The organism is Corynebacterium sp. KPL2850 (assembly GCF_040225855.1).
In the GTDB taxonomy this organism is placed as follows: Bacteria; Actinomycetota; Actinomycetes; order Mycobacteriales; family Mycobacteriaceae; genus Corynebacterium.
In genome coordinates this window covers 15,849-32,935 of record NZ_JBEHFV010000020.1, presented here as the reverse complement: position 1 = coordinate 32,935, position 17,087 = coordinate 15,849, and the positions used below count along the sequence as shown (strand labels likewise).

Annotated in this window: 16 protein-coding genes; 13 read left to right on the top strand and 3 right to left on the bottom strand. The window is 60.9% G+C overall.

All coding sequences use genetic code 11. From position 1 onward, the window contains the following. Window positions 1-65: 65 nt before the first annotated feature. The 3 genes from ABRP93_RS07875 to ABRP93_RS07865 are packed head-to-tail and all read left to right on the top strand — an operon-like array spanning window position 66 to window position 2,412. On the top strand, window positions 66-380 hold the full coding sequence (locus tag ABRP93_RS07875) for a hypothetical protein (RefSeq protein WP_023025249.1): 315 nt from the start codon (window positions 66-68) through the stop codon (window positions 378-380). Beyond that, window positions 380-2,116: a hypothetical protein gene (locus ABRP93_RS07870; RefSeq protein WP_349887559.1), complete on the top strand. Its 1,737-nt coding sequence runs from the start codon at window positions 380-382 to the stop codon at window positions 2,114-2,116. Before ABRP93_RS07875 ends, ABRP93_RS07870 begins: the two co-directional genes overlap by 1 nt. Beyond that, window positions 2,116-2,412: a hypothetical protein gene (locus tag ABRP93_RS07865; RefSeq protein ID WP_023025251.1), complete on the top strand. Its 297-nt coding sequence runs from the start codon at window positions 2,116-2,118 to the stop codon at window positions 2,410-2,412. Before ABRP93_RS07870 ends, ABRP93_RS07865 begins: the two co-directional genes overlap by 1 nt. Before the next feature lie 22 nt (window positions 2,413-2,434). On the opposite strand, the gene ABRP93_RS07860 is transcribed toward ABRP93_RS07865, so the two are convergent. After that, on the bottom strand, window positions 2,435-3,268 hold the full coding sequence (locus ABRP93_RS07860) for a dienelactone hydrolase family protein (protein ID WP_349887558.1): 834 nt from the start codon (window positions 3,266-3,268) through the stop codon (window positions 2,435-2,437). Window positions 3,269-3,470: 202 nt separating this feature from the next. Here ABRP93_RS07860 and ABRP93_RS07855 point away from each other — a divergent pair, with 202 nt between their 5' ends. From ABRP93_RS07855 to ABRP93_RS07810, 10 genes are all read left to right on the top strand, one after another. Then, window positions 3,471-6,275 (top strand): FAD-binding and (Fe-S)-binding domain-containing protein, encoded by a 2,805-nt coding sequence (locus ABRP93_RS07855; RefSeq protein WP_349887557.1) that lies wholly within the window; start codon window positions 3,471-3,473, stop codon window positions 6,273-6,275. A gap of 224 nt (window positions 6,276-6,499) precedes the next feature. Then, a complete protein-coding gene (glmS, locus tag ABRP93_RS07850) occupies window positions 6,500-8,371 on the top strand; it encodes a glutamine--fructose-6-phosphate transaminase (isomerizing) (RefSeq protein WP_349887556.1) in 1,872 nt (623 codons plus the stop codon). A 111-nt stretch (window positions 8,372-8,482) separates the two neighbouring features. Beyond that, window positions 8,483-9,580, top strand: coding sequence for an alanine racemase (alr, locus tag ABRP93_RS07845; protein ID WP_349887555.1), 1,098 nt, complete (start codon window positions 8,483-8,485; stop codon window positions 9,578-9,580). Continuing rightward, window positions 9,570-10,070: a tRNA (adenosine(37)-N6)-threonylcarbamoyltransferase complex ATPase subunit type 1 TsaE gene (gene tsaE / locus ABRP93_RS07840; RefSeq protein ID WP_349887554.1), complete on the top strand. Its 501-nt coding sequence runs from the start codon at window positions 9,570-9,572 to the stop codon at window positions 10,068-10,070. Before alr ends, tsaE begins: the two co-directional genes overlap by 11 nt. 88 nt (window positions 10,071-10,158) lie before the next feature. Next, window positions 10,159-11,748: an aspartate:alanine exchanger family transporter gene (locus ABRP93_RS07835; protein WP_349887553.1), complete on the top strand. Its 1,590-nt coding sequence runs from the start codon at window positions 10,159-10,161 to the stop codon at window positions 11,746-11,748. Window positions 11,749-11,922: 174 nt separating this feature from the next. Then, window positions 11,923-12,432 carry a hypothetical protein gene (locus tag ABRP93_RS07830; RefSeq protein ID WP_023025258.1) on the top strand — a complete coding sequence of 170 codons (510 nt, stop codon included), beginning with the start codon at window positions 11,923-11,925 and terminating at the stop codon, window positions 12,430-12,432. Continuing rightward, window positions 12,432-13,124: a tRNA (adenosine(37)-N6)-threonylcarbamoyltransferase complex dimerization subunit type 1 TsaB gene (gene tsaB / locus ABRP93_RS07825; protein WP_349887552.1), complete on the top strand. Its 693-nt coding sequence runs from the start codon at window positions 12,432-12,434 to the stop codon at window positions 13,122-13,124. Before ABRP93_RS07830 ends, tsaB begins: the two co-directional genes overlap by 1 nt. Next, complete coding sequence (locus ABRP93_RS07820) at window positions 13,121-13,642, top strand: GNAT family N-acetyltransferase (protein WP_349887551.1); 522 nt, start codon at window positions 13,121-13,123, stop codon at window positions 13,640-13,642. The genes tsaB and ABRP93_RS07820 overlap by 4 nt, the downstream gene beginning before the upstream one ends. Further along, window positions 13,642-14,685: a tRNA (adenosine(37)-N6)-threonylcarbamoyltransferase complex transferase subunit TsaD gene (gene tsaD, locus ABRP93_RS07815; protein WP_349887550.1), complete on the top strand. Its 1,044-nt coding sequence runs from the start codon at window positions 13,642-13,644 to the stop codon at window positions 14,683-14,685. The genes ABRP93_RS07820 and tsaD overlap by 1 nt, the downstream gene beginning before the upstream one ends. 89 nt (window positions 14,686-14,774) lie before the next feature. Then, the gene (locus ABRP93_RS07810; protein ID WP_349887548.1) at window positions 14,775-15,203 is read left to right on the top strand and encodes a hypothetical protein; all 429 of its coding nucleotides are present in this window, start codon (window positions 14,775-14,777) and stop codon (window positions 15,201-15,203) included. An 11-nt stretch (window positions 15,204-15,214) separates the two neighbouring features. On the opposite strand, the gene ABRP93_RS07805 is transcribed toward ABRP93_RS07810, so the two are convergent. Both ABRP93_RS07805 and ABRP93_RS07800 read right to left on the bottom strand, forming a co-directional pair. After that, window positions 15,215-15,850: a response regulator gene (locus tag ABRP93_RS07805; RefSeq protein ID WP_284852068.1), complete on the bottom strand. Its 636-nt coding sequence runs from the start codon at window positions 15,848-15,850 to the stop codon at window positions 15,215-15,217. Then, window positions 15,847-16,998, bottom strand: a complete 1,152-nt coding sequence (locus ABRP93_RS07800; RefSeq protein WP_349887547.1) for a sensor histidine kinase — start codon at window positions 16,996-16,998, stop codon at window positions 15,847-15,849. Before ABRP93_RS07800 ends, ABRP93_RS07805 begins: the two co-directional genes overlap by 4 nt. Window positions 16,999-17,087: the final 89 nt, after the last annotated feature.

Below are 17,087 nucleotides of genomic sequence, written 5' to 3'. Positions count from 1 at the left end.
GGTATAAACCCCAGTCCAATGAAGGTGAGCACACTTACCGCATATGGATTTGGGGATTTATACCGATGTCTGAGGTTTTCCTTCGCCCTGCAGAGGCGATGACAGCACTACAACAAGCTATAAGCGCCAATGATGAACAGCGCCAAGCTCACCGCGCCGACGTTCCAGACTTTCCTATTGCGGCGGCTGGGCGAAATTTCTCCGGGCACGGGGAACGCATCCGCAGCATCCTCGCGCGCATTCATGACAATGGAACGTGGCGCTTAGACAATATCTCTGCCACAGGTCAGGCAGCGCACGACCAGATGCGCGCATTCGCCACGTATGATGTCGGCTTTAGCCGCTCCTTTGCAGGAGAGAGCGGAAAGGCCGTGGACTAGTGAGTACGCTGACTAAATCGCTTTTAGGGGATTATTCCGCCGCCATTTCGCAGTTCCAATTGGCCTGCCTGGGACATTACTCTGGTCCCAGCATGCCATTGGGGCTTCTGGGTGAGCTCATCAGCGCGGTAGATGGAATCGCCCCGCAAAACATACTGCGCCATACCATCTCCGCGGTGGGAGGAAATCTGCCGCACGGCGGCGGGAAAGGCCTTGCGGATTTCCTGCGCACGGATGATTCCGATGTTGCCCATGGCACCTTGCGCGAGCACCTGACCGGCATTCAAAAGGATTTTGATATCCACCGCGATGAAGGCAAGCAGCTTACTGACTCCGCCAAGCAATGCTCGAGCGCTATTTCCGATGTCGTCGATACCTCCGATACCGCACTGACAGAGCTGATTTCTGCGGTCATCCCGCTGCTTAATATCTTGTCCATGGTGGCAACTAGGCATCCGCTGGCCAAGTTCATTATTCCCATCGTTTCCACCATTGGTGCGAAAATCATCGATGACACCAATGATTCAATCGCCAGCACGTGCCGGGATCGCGATGATGCCATTGAATCCTGTTACGACGAGTTTGAGTCCCGCTGCGAATGCGTCTGCGAGCGCCCTCTACCTGAGGAATGCCCCGAGCCGGCAGAAGCCGAGGAAGATTCCTGCCCACCACCGGTGGAAAAGTGCCCAGACACGCCAGCTCCTACTCGTCCGATGCCCGATGGTGGGGGCGACACCGCCTCCAACCCGCCACAGCCAGCGCAACCGACGCAGCCCGCATCCACCGCTGAGTGCCCGCCCCAGCCGGAGCCGATGCCGGAACCAACCCCAGAGCCAAAGCCAGATCCGAAACCGGCACCACAACTAGATCCAAAGCCGGCATCGGCCCCACAGCCAGCACCTGACCCCACACCTGAGCAGCATCCTTCCGGGTGCCAGTGCCAGCAGTGCCGCGGTTCGGTGAACAATAATCCTCGACCGACCGAATCCACGACCACGCCGGCGCATGCGGACCCAGATCCGGAACCCGAACCAGAACCGAAACCACAAGATTGCCCACCGGAACAACAGGAACAACCCGCACCTCAGCCGGAGCCCGACCCAGTCCCTGAGCCTGTGCCGGAGGATTCTGAGTGCGAGGAGGAACCAACAACACCGGCTGGCGTAGAAGAAGATGCGGCTTGTGACATCGAGTCCTCCTGCAGCGGCAGCTTGGGAATCGTCGGCGCAGGAATTGCGTTGGTGGGTGTAGGCCTCATCATTGAGGGCGCTGCGGAGTGCCTGGAAAACATCGCGGATGCCGATTGTCCGGAACCTGCGCCCGAGCCTGCGCCTGAGCCAGAACCCGAGCCGGAACCTTGCCCTGAACCGGAACCAGCACCGGAACCCGAACCGTGCCCAGAACCTGAGCCTCAACCCGAACCCGAGCCTGAACCGTGCCCGGAAGACGGAACGATTGAGCCACCTCCGGAGCTTTCCCAGGTGGAAGAGCCTGCCCCGCCTCCAGAAAAGGTGCAGCACCTGCAGTCAGCAGAAGCCGCTGGAGCTGGAGCACCTGCGCCAGAGCCGCAGCCTCAACCTGAGTCCGCACCAGCACCAGCGCCGGCACCGGCACCTGAACAGCCACCGGCCCCAGCCCCGGCGCCGGCACCTGCTCCCGAGGCTGATACCCAGCCTGCGCCAGCGCCAGACTCAGATGAACCATCCGTGACTGCACGAAAGGCAGGGCAGTGGTAATGAATAACGATTTCGCAGAATTCGCGCAAGGGTTTCGTGAGCGCACCGCGCGACGCATGTTGGAATTTGAAAAAAGCCTGGCTAAGGCCCAAGACGAGCTAGAAAAGTCCACGGCCAAGGCCGTGCAGCAGGCCAAAAATGAGCAGCATGGGGGAAAGGAAGGTGATGCGGTGGGGCATCGGCAAGCAGCTGCTGGAACGTGGCGCCGCGGTGGCAGAAGCGGCCAAAATGGTGCTGCCCCAACGCGTGTCAATAACGCATCGGGGCAGGTGAAATCTGTGCTGCGACGTGGATAGGTCTAATTCAGCGAGTTAGCTTTTAGTCATCGCGGGCAACGCCGGCGCGCTCGGCTAGTTCGTCGCCAGTAAAGCTTTCTACCTTCTTCGCGCTCGCCTCAGGATCCGCAAAGCCATCGTAGGCGGACTCGCCGGCAAGGGTGGAGAGCAAGAAACCGGTGACGAGGCCGCGGGCGATTTCGGTGGGGCCAGATTGGAAGGCACCGGAACCGATGGCCAATTTGCGGAAGCGATCTTCGCTAAAGCCAGCCTGAGTGCCCTTGTCGATGGCCCGGAACGCCACCTGGCCGCGCCAGTTATAGGCCAGCTTGGCGGGGTTTCCGGCATTGAAAATGTCATCGCGACCAGAGCCAATGACCAAGCCTGGCGTATCGAGGCTGCGGGCGGCCTCGACGGCGGATGGGGCGGTCACGGCGGGATAAATCGCGGCAACGGCCTTCACCTTGGGGTTATCAACCGCGCCCAAAACCGCGGTGCCGCCACCCATGCCGTGACCGATCATGCCGAGTTTGCCCGGCGATACTGTGATATTGCCGGTCCCCAGCCTCACCCCAGCGGCGATCTGCAACGCAGATTCCATGTCTGCGGACAGGTTGCGGTGGTCCGGGAAAAAGCCGGTTTCAGAATTGGGGGCAACCACGACGATGCCCCAGCTGGCGAGGTGGCGCAGCGTGGCGTGGTAATCCTTGATGCTGTGCATCCAATCGTGGCCAAAGGCGACGGCGGGCAGGCCTTGGCCCTCCGCAGGGGTATAAACCTTGCCGGTAATACCTGCATAATCAAGGTCGCCAACCAGCACGCGGTTGCGGCCACGCTTAGATAACGTTCCTAGGTGTTTATTCAAATTCGCAGACACGCATTCTAGGATAGATGAAGATCACCCCGTGCTGGTGGCAAGGGGTGGCGAGTGGCACATGCGGGGGATTCGCGGAGGCCAAAAGGGGTGCGCGGCGCCGAATTTCTATGGGTTGCCTTACTTGCGCGCCGGCGAGAAAGCAGGCGAAAATGTGCACTAGGTAACATTTTCTATGCTTCTCTGGGAAGGCAGGTCGCCGCAAATGACTACCGGCACCCTTAAGATCGACCAATTATTTCCGCAGGATGGTCCGGAAGTAAAGACCGGCATCATCGACAGGGTGGCCTATGCCTCCGATGCCTCGCACTACCTCTACACCCCGAAGGCCGTTATTGAAGCGCGCTCGGCAGAACACGTGGCCGCTATTTTCAAGGCGGGGCGGCAGCACGGCATTCCGGTGACCTTGCGCTCGGGCGGCACCTCCTTGGCCGGCCAGGCCTCCGGCGAGGGGTATCTGGTGGATGTGCGCAAGCATTTCCGGGGCATAGACGTCCTCGATGACGGCAAGCGGGTGCGCGTGCAGCCAGGGGCAACCGTGCGCCAGGTCAATGCGCGTTTAGGGCTGCGCAACCGCAAGCTTGGCCCGGACCCGGCCAGCGAGGCGGCCTGCACCATCGGCGGCGTGGTGGCGAATAATTCCTCCGGCATGGCCTGCGGCACCGAGTTTAATACCTACAACACCTTGGAATCGCTGACCTTTGTCTTGCCTTCTGGCACGGTGATCAATACTGCGGACGCGGATGCGGACCAGCAATTCCAAGCGCAAGAACCCGAGCTGGTGGATACGCTCATCCGCCTGCAGCGCCGCGTGCGCGATAACCAGGAATCAGTAGATATCATCCGCCGCCACTTCCAGCTAAAAAATACGATGGGCTACGGGCTTAATTCCTTCCTGGATTTTGATAGCCCCGTCAAGCTTTTTGAGCACCTGTTGGTGGGCTCCGAAGGCACACTCGCGTTTATCGCGGAAGCGGTCTTTCGCACCGTGCACATCTCTTCCCTCACGACGACTACCGTGGCGGTCTTTAATAATCTCTCCGCCGCTACGAAGGCATTGCCTTCCCTGGTGGAGACCGGTGCCGCCACCCTGGAGCTGATGGATTCTGCCTCCATTCGCGTGGGCCAAGGCTTTGATAAGGTCCCGCAGGCCATTACCGGTTTCGATGTGGATTCACAGGCCGCGTTGCTCATCGAGTACCAATCCGATGACAAGGAAGAGCTGCGGGAAAAAGAGAACAAGGGCTCGTCCCTTTTGCGGGAATTGGACCTGCAATCGCCGGCGGAGTTTTCTGCCGATATTCCCACCCGCACCGCCGCGTGGAACTTCCGCAAGGGCCTGTATGCCCAAGTGGCAGAAGCGAGGCCCTCAGGAACCACGGCGCTCTTGGAAGACGTTGTGGTGCCGGTGGGGGATTTGGCCGATACTTGTTCCTCCTTGCAGGAGCTTTTTACCCGCTATTCCTACGATGATGCGGTCATTTTCGGCCACGCGAAAGACGGCAATACCCACTTCCTTCTAACGGACCGCTTCGAGGGCGATAGCGCCATTGGCCGCTATAACAACTTCAATGAGGAAATGGTGGACTTGGTGCTTTCGGCAGAGGGAAACCTCAAGGCCGAGCACGGCACCGGCCGCGCCATGGCCCCGTATGTGCGCCGCCAGTACGGCGATGAGCTCTACGAGGTCATGCAGCTGCTCAAGCGCGCCTGCGATCCCGCCGGCACGATGAACCCAGGTGTCATCTTGGACGATGACCCCGATGCACACATTACAAATATCAAGCTCAACCCCACGGTGGAAGAAGAAATCGACCCGTGCGTTGAGTGCGGCTATTGCGAGCCGGTCTGCCCGTCGAGGGACCTCACCTTGACCCCACGCCAGCGCATCGTGGTGCGCCGTGCCCGCCAGCGGGCGCAGGAAAATGGCGATACGCACTTGGTTGCAGAACTCGATGAGGCTTATGAGTACATGGGCATCGATACGTGCGCCGTGGATTCCATGTGCTTAACCGCCTGCCCGGTGGGCATCGATACCGGCAAATTCATCAAGAAGCTGCGCCACGAGAATGCCGGGGCCACAGAAGAAAAGGTCTGGTCCGCTGCCGCCAAGAATTGGCAGGTAACCAGCCGCGGTGCCGCAACGGCGCTGACCGGTGCGCACATGCTGCCGGCTCAGCTGGTGACGAAGGTTACCGACGTGGCCCGCTCGCTCATCGGCCCCGATACCGTGCCGGGATACCAGCCGGAGCTCGGCAAGGGCGGCAAGTCCCGCGAGCGCCTGGCCGGGCGCGTGGGTGATCGCTACGCTGAAACCTCGGGAATCTACCTTCCAGCCTGCGTAAACTCTATGTTCGCCCCGCAAGGCGAGGGCATGGGCGCAACGGAAGCCTTCATTACCGTCTTGGAGCGGGCGGGGATCGCGCTGGAGGTGCCTAAGGGCATAGAAAAGCTCTGCTGCGGAACGCCATGGTCCTCAAAGGGCATGCGCAAGGGTCACGACATCATGGAGCAGCGCGTGCGCGAGACCGTCATGGAGGCCACGGATAACGCCTGCCTGCCCGTGATCGTGGACGCGTCCAGCTGTACCGCGGGTTTTCAGGAGATGCTGGAATCCATCGGCATCACCGTCATCGATGCGCTGAGCTTCACCGCCGATACGCTGCTGCCGCGCCTCGAGACCACCCAGCCGGTCGATTCCATGACGATTCACCCGACCTGTTCGGCGTTCCAGCTTGGCATGATGGGAGATGTAGAAAAGGTCGCCCGGGCTGCAGCCACGGAGGTACACATCCCCACCGCCTGGAATTGCTGCGGTTATGCCGGCGACCGCGGCATGCTCCACCCAGAGCTCACGGAGTCCGCCACCCGCGCCGAGGCCGCCCAGGTCACGGAGCTGGGCGCGCAGTATCACGCCTCTACCAACCGCACGTGTGAGCTGGGCATGACCCGCGCCACCGGCGAGGATTACCACCACGTCCTTGAGATGCTGGAGCGCGCCACGCGCTAGCAGCCCGGTGGGGAAGGGGCGCGGCTGCTTGCCGATGCCCCCGTCTTCTTCCGCGCCCCAGTCAGCCGCAGGGCGGGAGGGCTGCTCACCGAGGGTGCGAAAACTAGCGGTGGGCAGGCCAGTTTCCAGTAACTATAAAAGGCCCGAATAAGTGTGCGGCCATAAATAACAGGCCCTAGTCCAACCCCCGGTTCGTGTTGACCAATGAGGTAGGATTCCTTTTTATGTGTGGAATTGTTGGATATGTTGGTCACGCTAGCGGTGACCGCGAATACTTCGCTCTGGATGTAGTCGTGGAAGGTCTGCACAGACTGGAATACCGCGGCTATGACTCCGCTGGTGTGGCGATGTACGCCGATGGGGAGATTAGCTGGCGGAAGAAGGCGGGCAAGGTTGCTGCCTTGGATGATGAGATTGCAGCGCGTCCGCTGCAGGATTCCGTTTTGGGAATCGGGCACACCCGGTGGGCCACGCACGGTGGTCCGACCGATCTCAATGCGCACCCGCACGTCGTTGACGGCGGCAAGCTGGCCGTGGTGCACAACGGCATCATCGAAAACTTCGCGGAGCTGCGGACCGAGCTCTTGAACAAGGGCTACAACTTCGTTTCTGAAACCGATACTGAAGTTGCCGCTGCGTTGCTTGGCGATGTTTTCCACAACGACGCCGCAGGTGACCTCACCAAGGCGATGCAGTTGACTGCTAAGCGCCTCGACGGCGCGTTTACCCTGTTGGCCATTCACGCCGACCAGCCGGATCGCATCGTTGCCGCCCGCCGCGATTCGCCCCTAGTCATTGGTTTGGGCGAGGGCGAGAACTTCTTGGGCTCTGACGTATCGGGCTTTATTGATTACACCAAGTCCGCAGTGGAAATGGACAATGACCAGGTAGTCACCATCACTGCTGACGATGTCGTCATTACTGACTACGACGGCAACCCCACTGAAGGCAAGGCCTTTGAGATCAAGTGGGATGCGGCCGCCGCTGAAAAGGGTGGCTTTGATTCCTTCATGGAAAAGGAAATCCATGACCAGCCTGCCGCCGTGCGCGATACCTTGCTCGGCCGCTTTGATGAGCAGGGCCAGCTGACCCTAGATGACTTGCGCATCGATGAGTCGGTCTTGAAGTCCATCGATAAGATCATCGTGATCGCCTGCGGCACGGCGGCCTATGCCGGCCATGTGGCGCGGTACGCCATCGAGCACTGGTGCCGCATCCCCACCGAGGTTGAGCTCGCCCACGAGTTCCGCTACCGCGATCCGATCGTCAATGAGAAGACCTTGGTCGTGGCATTGTCCCAGTCCGGCGAGACCATGGACACCTTGATGGCCGTGCGTCACGCACGCCAGCAGGGTGCGAAGGTCATCGCTATCTGCAATACGCAGGGATCGTCCATTCCGCGCGAATCCGATGCGGCGCTGTACACCCACGCTGGTCCCGAAATCGCTGTGGCCTCCACCAAGGCTTTCTTGGCGCAGATTACCGCGACCTACTTGCTGGGCCTGTACTTGGCACAGCTGCGCGGCAATATGTTCTCCGATGAAATTCAGGGAGTACTTGCTGAGCTTCGCAATATGCCGGAAAAGGTACAAAGCGTCATCGATGAAGAACAGCAGGTAGCTGGCCTGGCTAACTCCATGAAGGATGCGGAATCCGTGCTCTTCCTGGGCCGCCACGTGGGCTTCCCGGTTGCCCTTGAAGGCGCGCTGAAGCTCAAGGAGATCGCCTACCTGCACGCAGAAGGCTTTGCCGCAGGCGAGCTCAAGCACGGCCCGATCGCGCTGATCGAGGAGGGCCAGCCGGTCTTTGTCATCGTGCCATCCCCGCGCGGGCGCGATTCGCTGCACTCCAAGGTGGTATCCAATATCCAGGAAATCCGCGCCCGCGGTGCCATTACCATCGTGATCGCAGAAGAAGGCGATACCGCGGTAGAGGATTACGCTAACCACGTCATCCGCGTGCCAAAGGCGCCGACGTTGATGCAGCCGCTGCTTGCGACGGTGCCCCTGCAGATCTTTGCCGCGCACGTGGCAAAGTCCAAGGGCTATGACGTTGACCAGCCGCGCAACCTGGCCAAGTCCGTGACCGTGGAATAATCTTCCGGCGGTTCTGACCCCTTTCTCGTCCTTTTTGCACAGGTGGGAGAGGGGTCTTGTGCATATCTGCAGTAAATTCAGCGCGCGGGTGGAAAGTGGCACAATAGTGGCATGCTGAAAACCACAATTGACCTTGCTGCCATCGCGCATAACGTGCGGCTGATGAAGGAGAAGATCGGCCCAGACGTCAAGCTGATGTGCGTGGTGAAGGCGGATGCTTACGGGCACGGCGTAGAAAGAGTCGTGCCCGTGATGCTGGAGGCGGGGGCGGATTCCATTGGCGTCGCCACGCTGACAGAAGCAGTGCAGCTGCGGCGCATGGGGGTGGATTCGCCCATCGCGGCATGGATCTGGCAGACGGATCAGGTGCTAGAAGAGGCCCTGGCCTGTGGCATCCAGATTGCGGTCAATTCCCCGGCACAGGCGCAGAAGCTAGTAGAGGCAGAGATTCCCGCCGAGGTCTATATCAAGGTCGAAACCGGAATGCACCGCTCCGGGGTGGATAAGGCGGACTGGGATGAGGTTTTCGCGCTGCTGCGGGAAGCCCCGCATATCACCGTGCTGGGCCTCATGTCCCACTTTGCCTGCGCGGACGATCCGGATAATGCGCATAATGACGCCCAGGAAGAAGAGTTTCGGCGCGCCCTGGATGCGGCACGCGCTGCTGGGCTGGAGTGCCCGGTTAATCATTTGGCCAATTCGCCGGCCACGCTCTCGCGCCCATCGGCGCACTTTGAGCAGGTGCGGGTGGGTATCGCCTGCTACGGGCTCGAGCCCATCGCAGGGAGAGAGCATGGCCTGCGCCCGGCAATGACCTGGTCTGGGAATGTCTTCGGGGTCAAGCCGATCGAAAAGAATGAGGCCACCAGTTACGGGCGTACCTGGAGCGCGGATAAGCCAGGGTTCCTGGCCACTGTGGATTGTGGCTATGCTGATGGCCTGCCGCGCGCGTCCCAGGGCTACCTTCAGGTGGGCATCGACGGGCGACTTTATCCCCAGGTAGGCCGGGTGTGCATGGACCAAATAGTGGTGGATCTAGGAGATAACCTGCACGGCATTGCCCCCGGTGATGAGGTCACCATCTTTGGACAGGGTGGCATGTCTGCCACTGAGCTTGCCGATGCCGTGGGCACCATCAACTATGAAGTGGTGTGCCGACCCACCGGCCGCACCGAACGCGAATATATAGGAGAGGCCGATGCGCAGTAATTTTCCTGAGTCTGGAACCCGCGATCTGGCAACGGTGGAGCAGACCCACGCCTGCGGTAAGGAACTGGGCGCCGCACTAGAAGCTGGCGATGTCGTTATCCTGGATGGCCCATTGGGCGCGGGAAAAACCACCTTTACCCAGGGAATTTCCCAGGGCATGCAAGTCAAGGGCCGGATTACCTCGCCCACGTTCGTCATCGCCCGCGTGCACCGCTCCCGGGTTGGGGGACCGGACCTGGTGCACGTGGACGCGTACCGCCTCTTGGATGAGGGCGGGGCCAATTCCGGCGATCCCCTGGGGGAGCTGGATGCCTTGGACTTGGACACCGAGCTTGCCGATGCCGTCGTCGTCGCCGAATGGGGCGGCGGCCTTATCGAGCAGATCGCAGATAGGTACCTCTTTATCAGCATCGACCGCGAACCGGCGGAGTTTTCCGGCGCCGATGAGGACGTGCGCCGTATTAGCTGGTCATGGCGCCACAATGATTAGGTAGATCTCATTAATTTTAAGGTATAAGTGATGGATATCTTAGGGCGTCAAGTTGCTTTAGGTATTTAAGGTGCGGGATCCTTGAAGGGTGTTAGATCTCCTAGCCTCTAGTCCATTGCTCGCCCTTTTTGCCATCATGGCCATTGGTTTGGCCATTGGCAAAATCAAATTCTTTGGCATCTCTCTCGGTGCCGCGGCCGCGATGTTCGTGGCGCTCGGGCTTTCTACCGCCAATCCGGATATCCAAATTCCACCGCTGGTATATCAATTCGGCTTGGCCATTTTTGTTTATGCCATCGGTCTTAATTTCGGGCCGTCGTTCGTCCGCGAATTTGCTACCCGTGGCTGGACGCTGACCGTCTTTATGATCGGCATGTTGGTCCTGTTGGTCGGCGTGGGTTTCGGGCTCATCCGCGTCTTCGGCCTCGAAACCGATGTGGCGGCCGGCATGTTTGCCGGTTCGCTGTCGTCCACACCAGGTATGGCGGCAGTGGTGGATATGCTGGGCAATTCCACCCCGGTCGTCGGCTATTCGCTGGCTTACCCGGGTGCGGTTATCGGAGCGATCCTGGTCGCCGCTATTGGCGCGAAAATCCTCAAGGTGGACCACGAGGAAGATGCCAAGAAAGAGGGGATGATTCCCGCTCCGCTGGTAGCCAAAGGCGTGCGGCTGACCAAAGACTTCCCGGATACGGCCGGGCACCTGTACCGCGTCACCGGGCATACCGTGGTGGCTACCCGCGAGATTTCCGATATGGAACACCACCGGCTTGCGCAGCCGGATATGCCCCTGCGCAAGGGCGAGGCATTCCTTATTAATGGCTCCGAAAAAGACGTCGCCGGTGCCATCGAGGTGCTCGGTGAGGAATACCCCGTGGAGCTCACCCCAGAGGCGGGTTTGCAGTATAAGCGCGTGACCGTGTCGAACCCGAAGGTCGCGGGCAAGCGCATCCGCGATATCGATGCGCTCGAGCATGGCTTTATTATCGCGCGCGTGCGCAAGGGCGATAGCGATGCGGTTCCGCACCCAGATATGGTGCTGAATTACTCTGACCGCGTGCGCGTGGTGTGTAGCTCGCACCACGTGCGCGAGGTGCGCAAGTACTTGGGCGATTCTGAATCGGCGCTCGGTAATGCTGATCTATTGTCCATGTCCATCGGTTTGACCTTGGGCATGCTGTTGGGCCTTATTCCCATCCCCATGCCGGGCGGATCGACCCTGCAGCTGGGATTTGGCGGCGGTCCCGTCGTGGTCGGCCTCATCCTCGGCTACCTGAACCGCACCGGCCCCATTAATTGGCAGATGCCCTTCCATACCAGGGAAACCATTTCGAACCTGGGGCTGACGCTCTTCCTGGCGGGCGTGGGGACATCAGCAGGCGCATCGTTCCGCGATGCCCTGACGGATCCATCCTCGCTGACCATCATCGGCGTCGGTTTTATCATTACCTTGGTATCGGCCATCCTCATCGGCGTCATCGGCATGCTGGTGCTGCGCTTAAAGTGGGACGAGGCTATGGGCTGTGCGGCCGGCATGACCACGAACCCAGCAGTATTTGCCTATATCCGGGGCCAAACCGGCACGGAGCTTGCCGGGCGCGGCTGGGCAACGGTGTATCCAACCACCATCATTGGCAAGATTATCGCCGCTCAGGTGCTGCTATTGTTATTGCTTTAGCCCCATATGTCCCGCGCTAATTATTCACCCACTGGGTAAGCCGCCTACACTGGCAGGCACTACCCAGTGGGTGAGTGCTTGTTGGCCGCCGAGTAGCCTCGGAAATAGAACTGACAATCACTTCACCATATGTACATATAGGACCCCCTTGACCCGAGGAGCGTTACTCACCCCATGACTAAATTTGCACGCAACCTGACCACGACCATTATCGCGCTATTTATCATTGTGATGATGGTGCTCGTTGCCGGGGCTACCCTGCGTGATGAGGATTCCCTGGAGGGCAACCTCACCAACACCTTGCAGCACGCCCCGCGGAACCTTGAGGTAATGTCGCTCATCCCGTCTGATGTCTACGGCGCCGACTACAGCGCCATCGGCTTCATCTGCCCAGGCATGGCGGAAGATAAAGTTAAGGAAGCAGCCCCCAACCCCGATGACATCACTTTTGAGGACGGCGTCGTTCCTGAGGGCAAGAGCTACGTCATGGCGCTGGGCCACAACGTTGACCCCTATGTAGAGGAATTGGATTCCTCCGAGGTTGAGGTCTGCGAGATGATCAACACCCAGGTTAAGGCCATGGAGCAGCAGGGCCACGGCCTCGACGGCGGAGTTCCACTGGTTCAGGGCTCCCAGCCGCTGGCCTTCCAGAGTGAAGACGGCGTGTGGAAGCTGGTCGGCTAATGCGCGTCCTGGCCATTGATACGGCGACGACCGCCCTGGTTACCGGGGTAGTCGACACCGAGTCTGGGCAGATAACACAGCGCGTGCTGGCCGATACGCGCGCGCACAATGAACGGCTCATGCCCACCATCCTCGCGGTGATGAGTGAGGCCGGGGTGGAGCTCGGCGCCCTCGACGCCATCGTTGCGGGCATGGGCCCTGGCCCCTTTACCGGCTTGCGCGTTGGTATGGCTACGGCGCAGGCGCTTGCCGATGCCCTCTCCATCCCCCTCCACGGCGTCTGCACCCACGATGCCATCGCGCACGCCGCGCTAGCGGGGGCCGATGCAGCCGATGAAAGGGACACGGCGGACGCGGCGCTGGTTGCTACCGATGCCCGCCGCAAGGAAATTTATTGGGCCACTTACCGCGCGGGACAACGCGTTGCGGGCCCAGACGTTTCGAAGCCGGGGGAGCTTGACGTGCGAGACGTTGCGCGGGTGGTCATCCCGGAAAAGCTGGCTGAGCAGTTGCCGGAGGAACTTGCTGCGCTGCCACGCAGCGAAGCCGCACCCACCGCAGCGGGCCTGGTGGCCGTCGCGCGGCTTGACGCGGATCCGGAGCCATTCGTACCGCTGTACCTGCGCCGCCCCGATGCGGTTCCGCCCAAAAAGCAGCAGCTTTCCGCGGCCATTCCAGAGGTGCGCCTGTGAACCTGCGCGAGCTCACCCCCGCCGATGCCCCGCGCTGCGCCGAGCTGGAAAAGGTGCTTTTTCCCGGTGAAACTCCGTGGTCAGGAGCGGTATTTAAGCAAGAAATGGCCCAGCCCTTCAACTTTTACCTCGGGGTGGAAGGCGCCCTCGATCCCACAGCTCCGGAGGATGGCGAGAAGCCGGTCTTATTGGGCTATGCCGGCATCGGCATGATGGGCCCAGCCGCTGACCCAGAGTTTGAAATCCACACCATTGGCGTCTATCCAAAGGCCCAGCGCCGCGGCATCGCGCGCATGATGATGGACAATATTTGCTATATCGCGGACTTAAAAAGCGCGCCCATCTTCTTAGAGGTGCGCGTGGGAAACGATCCCGCCATCGAGCTATACCGACGCTATGGCTTTAGCATCGAGGGGATTCGCCGCAATTATTATCAGCCTTCTGGCGCGGATGCGCACGTCATGGTGCGCCCCAGCCAGTCGCCACAAGCAAGCCAGCGCGAAGCAAAGGAGCAGTAATGAAGGTCATGGGCATCGAGTCCTCCTGCGATGAGACCGGGGTGGGCATCGTCGAGCTGGACCAGGACGGCCACATGGAGATCATCGCCAATGCCGTTGCTTCGTCGATGCAGCAGCACGCGCGCTTTGGCGGCGTCGTGCCCGAAATCGCCTCCCGCGCGCATCTGGAGGCCATGCCGCAGGTGATGCGGGCGGCGTTGGAGGAGGCGGGCATCGATAAGCCCGATGCCATTGCCGCCACCGTGGGCCCGGGTCTGGCCGGCGCCCTGCTGGTGGGCGCTTCCGCGGCCAAGGCTTATGCCGCAGCGTGGGGCGTGCCTTTTTATGGCGTCAACCACCTCGGCGGCCATGTGGCGGTGGCCAACCTTGAGGGCGAGAGCCTGCCGCACTCGGTCGCGCTGCTGGTTTCCGGCGGGCACACGCAGTTGCTCGAAGTCGAGGCCGTGGGAAAGCCCATGCGCGAGTTGGGCTCCACGCTTGACGATGCCGCCGGTGAGGCCTACGACAAAGTCTCCCGCCTCCTAGGGCTGGGGTACCCGGGCGGGCCGGTCATTGATAAGCTGGCTGCCCGCGGAAAACCCACCATCGACTTCCCCCGTGGCATGTCGCGCGCCGAAGACCTGCGCGGCGAGCACCGGCATGATTTCTCTTTCTCGGGGCTCAAGACCTCCGTTGCACGCTATGTGGAGCGCGCCGAAAAGGCCGGCGAGACCATCTCCGTGGAGGATGTATGCGCCTCGTTCCAAGAAGCTGTGGCCGATGTGCTCACCGCCAAGGCCATTCGCGCCTGCGAGGATACCGGGGCGAAGGTGCTCCTGCTCGGTGGCGGCGTCGTGGCCAATTCCCGGCTGCGGGAGCTGGCCGCCGAGCGCTGCAACGCCGCGGGTGTCGAGCTGTGCGTGCCGCGGTTTAACCTGTGCACCGATAACGGCGTGATGATTGCTGCACTTGGCGCCCAGCTCATTCATGAGGGGGCTGCGCCGTCGAACCTGGGTATCGGTACCGATACGCAATTGGATGTGGAAGAGCCACAGTTAACCTAAAGTTCTTCTTCCTCGCACTGCAGGGTGGGGGAGTCGGCGGTAACCTTTAACGCGTTCATGCCCTCTCGGCTTTAAAGGAGCTTTCTCTCATGACCGTTGGTTTCCTCGTCAACCCCGATCTCACTCGCCGAAAAATCGAGTTCGAATTAGAACACGCCAACCAGTTTTTGGGCGGCACCACCGAGGGGCGCGTCTCCGTCGTCTTTCAAGATGACGGGACGACCTACGCCGCGCTGTATAACCCAGAAGCTAAGCAGGAAGGCGCCGAGCCCAACCCGGTTGCTTCCCTGGCGCGCAATGCCGCCGACACGGGAAACTCCGCCTTTTTACAAGATCCCATCCGCGCTATCAGCGGCCCAGTTATCTTCGTGGATGCAGAGGGCGAAGAGGACACCATCGATGAGGTCATCGCTTCCGTCGAGCACGGCATCCGTGCGGTGAAAAACTACCGCGAGGATTTCCCGGACGAGTACACGCTCTGGCGCGCTGCGGTCATCAACTCCACGAAGAGCGCGTAAGCACCCATCCTTTAGCGTTCGGTGTGGCGCAGCCACATCAGCACGGCCTTGACCCGGCGATTGGCGTCTTCGGGACGAAACCCGAGTTTTAGAAAAACATTGGACACGTGCTTGCTTACCGCCCCTGCGGTTAATACCAGCGCGTCTTCAATTTCTTGATTGCTCAAGCCTTGTGCCATGAGCCCCAAAACCTCGCGTTCGCGGGCGGTTAATTGGCTCAGCCCCGTGCGCCGCGCGGATAGCAAGGCGGTGACCACTTCTGGGTCGACGACGGTGCCACCACCCGCCACTTCCTCAAGGGTGTGCACGAATTCGTCCACATCGGATACGCGCTCCTTGAGCAGGTAGCCGAATCCGCCGTGCTCTAAGAGCCGGTCCAAGTAGCTCGCCGCCACGTATTGGCTGAGCACCACCACCGGTTGCGACGGGTCCGCCGCACGCACATCGTGCACGGCACGCAAGCCATCATCGCTCATGGTAGGCGGCATGCGGACATCGCTAATGATCAGATCGAAGTCATCGCTGCCCGCGCAGGCGCGCAATTCCTCGGCATCGTTGACAGCGGTCACGCTATGGCCCAGTGCCGTCAAAAGCTGTTCTAGCCCGGCGCGCAAGAGGGCAGAATCCTCTGCCAATAAGAGTTTCATCGGGCCTCCTTTAGCGGTAGTGACATGGTGAAGGTTGCTCCTTGTCCCTTTGTACGGGCAGGGGAGAAGTCGACGGTGCCGCCAAGTGCCGCGGCCCGCTCGCGCAGCCCGGCCAGCCCTGTGCCCGCGGTTGCTCCGGTGCTCTTTCCGGAGTGTGTTCCGATGCTCGTGCCGGTGTTCGTGTCGGCGCTGGTCCCAGCGCCGACGCCATTATCGCGGACGCTGAGGCGGAGATTGTCGCCAAAAGAGATGGACACGCTGGCGGCGGTGGCCCCGCCGTGGGTGGATGCGTTGGTCAGCGCCTCTGCTACCGCGTGGTAGGCCAGTAGTGCTGTCGTTTCCCCAATCGAGCGTTCCGCGCCTTCAACGTGCAATTCCGCGTCGAGCCCGCTGTGGGCCAAGAGTTCATCGAGGGCGGGGATGAGGCCGTCATCGAAAAGTACCTGTGGTGCAATGCCGCGCACGGTAGCACGCAGGGCGGATAGGGCATGGGTGGCGTTATGTTCGGCATCGGCAAGCGCCTGCTGAGCCTCGGGCGGAGACTGGAGTTTGGCCGCAGCCAGGTTGAGCTTGAGCGCGGTCAGGTACTGCTGGGGACCATCGTGGAGCTCGCGCTCGATGCGGCGGCGCTCGCCCGAAAAGGCATCAATAAGCGTGGCGCGTGAGGCCGCCAATTCCTGGGCAGAGGGGCTCAGCGCGAGCCGGGTTAAAGAAATAGAGGCCTTGACCAGCAGGCGGTTGAGCACCACCAGCAAAGCGAGGAGCACTGCGGCTGCGAGCCAGCACACGACAAAAATCAATGGGCGATTATCGGTGGTCCACTCGCCGACGTTGAACTCGGCCTGTGGAATAAACGGCGCGATAACTAATACGCCCGCGACAAAACCAACAAAGACCCAGTTGGTAAAGCAGGCCACGCAAATAAGAAGCTGCAGTATGAGGTGATAAAACTGCTGCCAATCAAACCAACGGTTGGCCCGCCGCGCGGGAATATCAACGCCCATCCACCTCGCACCACAGCGGCCGATAAACTCCGCGGCGCGGGCTACTAGCGGAATCCACGGCAGCATGAGCACCGACACCACCAGTCCCGGAAGCGCGAGCACTCCGAGGGCGAGGCTCCACCCATTGGCCTTGACAGTTCGCATATCCGTTCAGCCTAGCCGCCGCGCCGGGGTGGTGGCAGTAGAGCTAGCCCCACCATTTTTCGGGCAGCCTTCCCCATCGCGCGTGCGGG

Excerpts from the sequence above, each read along its gene's own strand:
- ABRP93_RS07865 (WP_023025251.1), top strand. The coding sequence starts at position 2,116 with ATGAATAACGATTTCGCAGAATTCGCGCAAGGGTTTCGTGAGCGCACC.
- ABRP93_RS07800 (WP_349887547.1), bottom strand. The coding sequence starts at position 16,998 with ATGCGAACTGTCAAGGCCAATGGGTGGAGCCTCGCCCTCGGAGTGCTC.
- ABRP93_RS07855 (WP_349887557.1), top strand. The coding sequence starts at position 3,471 with ATGACTACCGGCACCCTTAAGATCGACCAATTATTTCCGCAGGATGGT.
- tsaD (WP_349887550.1), top strand. The coding sequence starts at position 13,642 with ATGAAGGTCATGGGCATCGAGTCCTCCTGCGATGAGACCGGGGTGGGC.
- glmS (WP_349887556.1), top strand. The coding sequence starts at position 6,500 with ATGTGTGGAATTGTTGGATATGTTGGTCACGCTAGCGGTGACCGCGAA.
- tsaB (WP_349887552.1), top strand. The coding sequence starts at position 12,432 with ATGCGCGTCCTGGCCATTGATACGGCGACGACCGCCCTGGTTACCGGG.
- ABRP93_RS07830 (WP_023025258.1), top strand. The coding sequence starts at position 11,923 with ATGACTAAATTTGCACGCAACCTGACCACGACCATTATCGCGCTATTT.
- tsaE (WP_349887554.1), top strand. The coding sequence starts at position 9,570 with ATGCGCAGTAATTTTCCTGAGTCTGGAACCCGCGATCTGGCAACGGTG.
- ABRP93_RS07810 (WP_349887548.1), top strand. The coding sequence starts at position 14,775 with ATGACCGTTGGTTTCCTCGTCAACCCCGATCTCACTCGCCGAAAAATC.
- ABRP93_RS07805 (WP_284852068.1), bottom strand. The coding sequence starts at position 15,850 with ATGAAACTCTTATTGGCAGAGGATTCTGCCCTCTTGCGCGCCGGGCTA.
- ABRP93_RS07875 (WP_023025249.1), top strand. The coding sequence starts at position 66 with ATGTCTGAGGTTTTCCTTCGCCCTGCAGAGGCGATGACAGCACTACAA.
- alr (WP_349887555.1), top strand. The coding sequence starts at position 8,483 with ATGCTGAAAACCACAATTGACCTTGCTGCCATCGCGCATAACGTGCGG.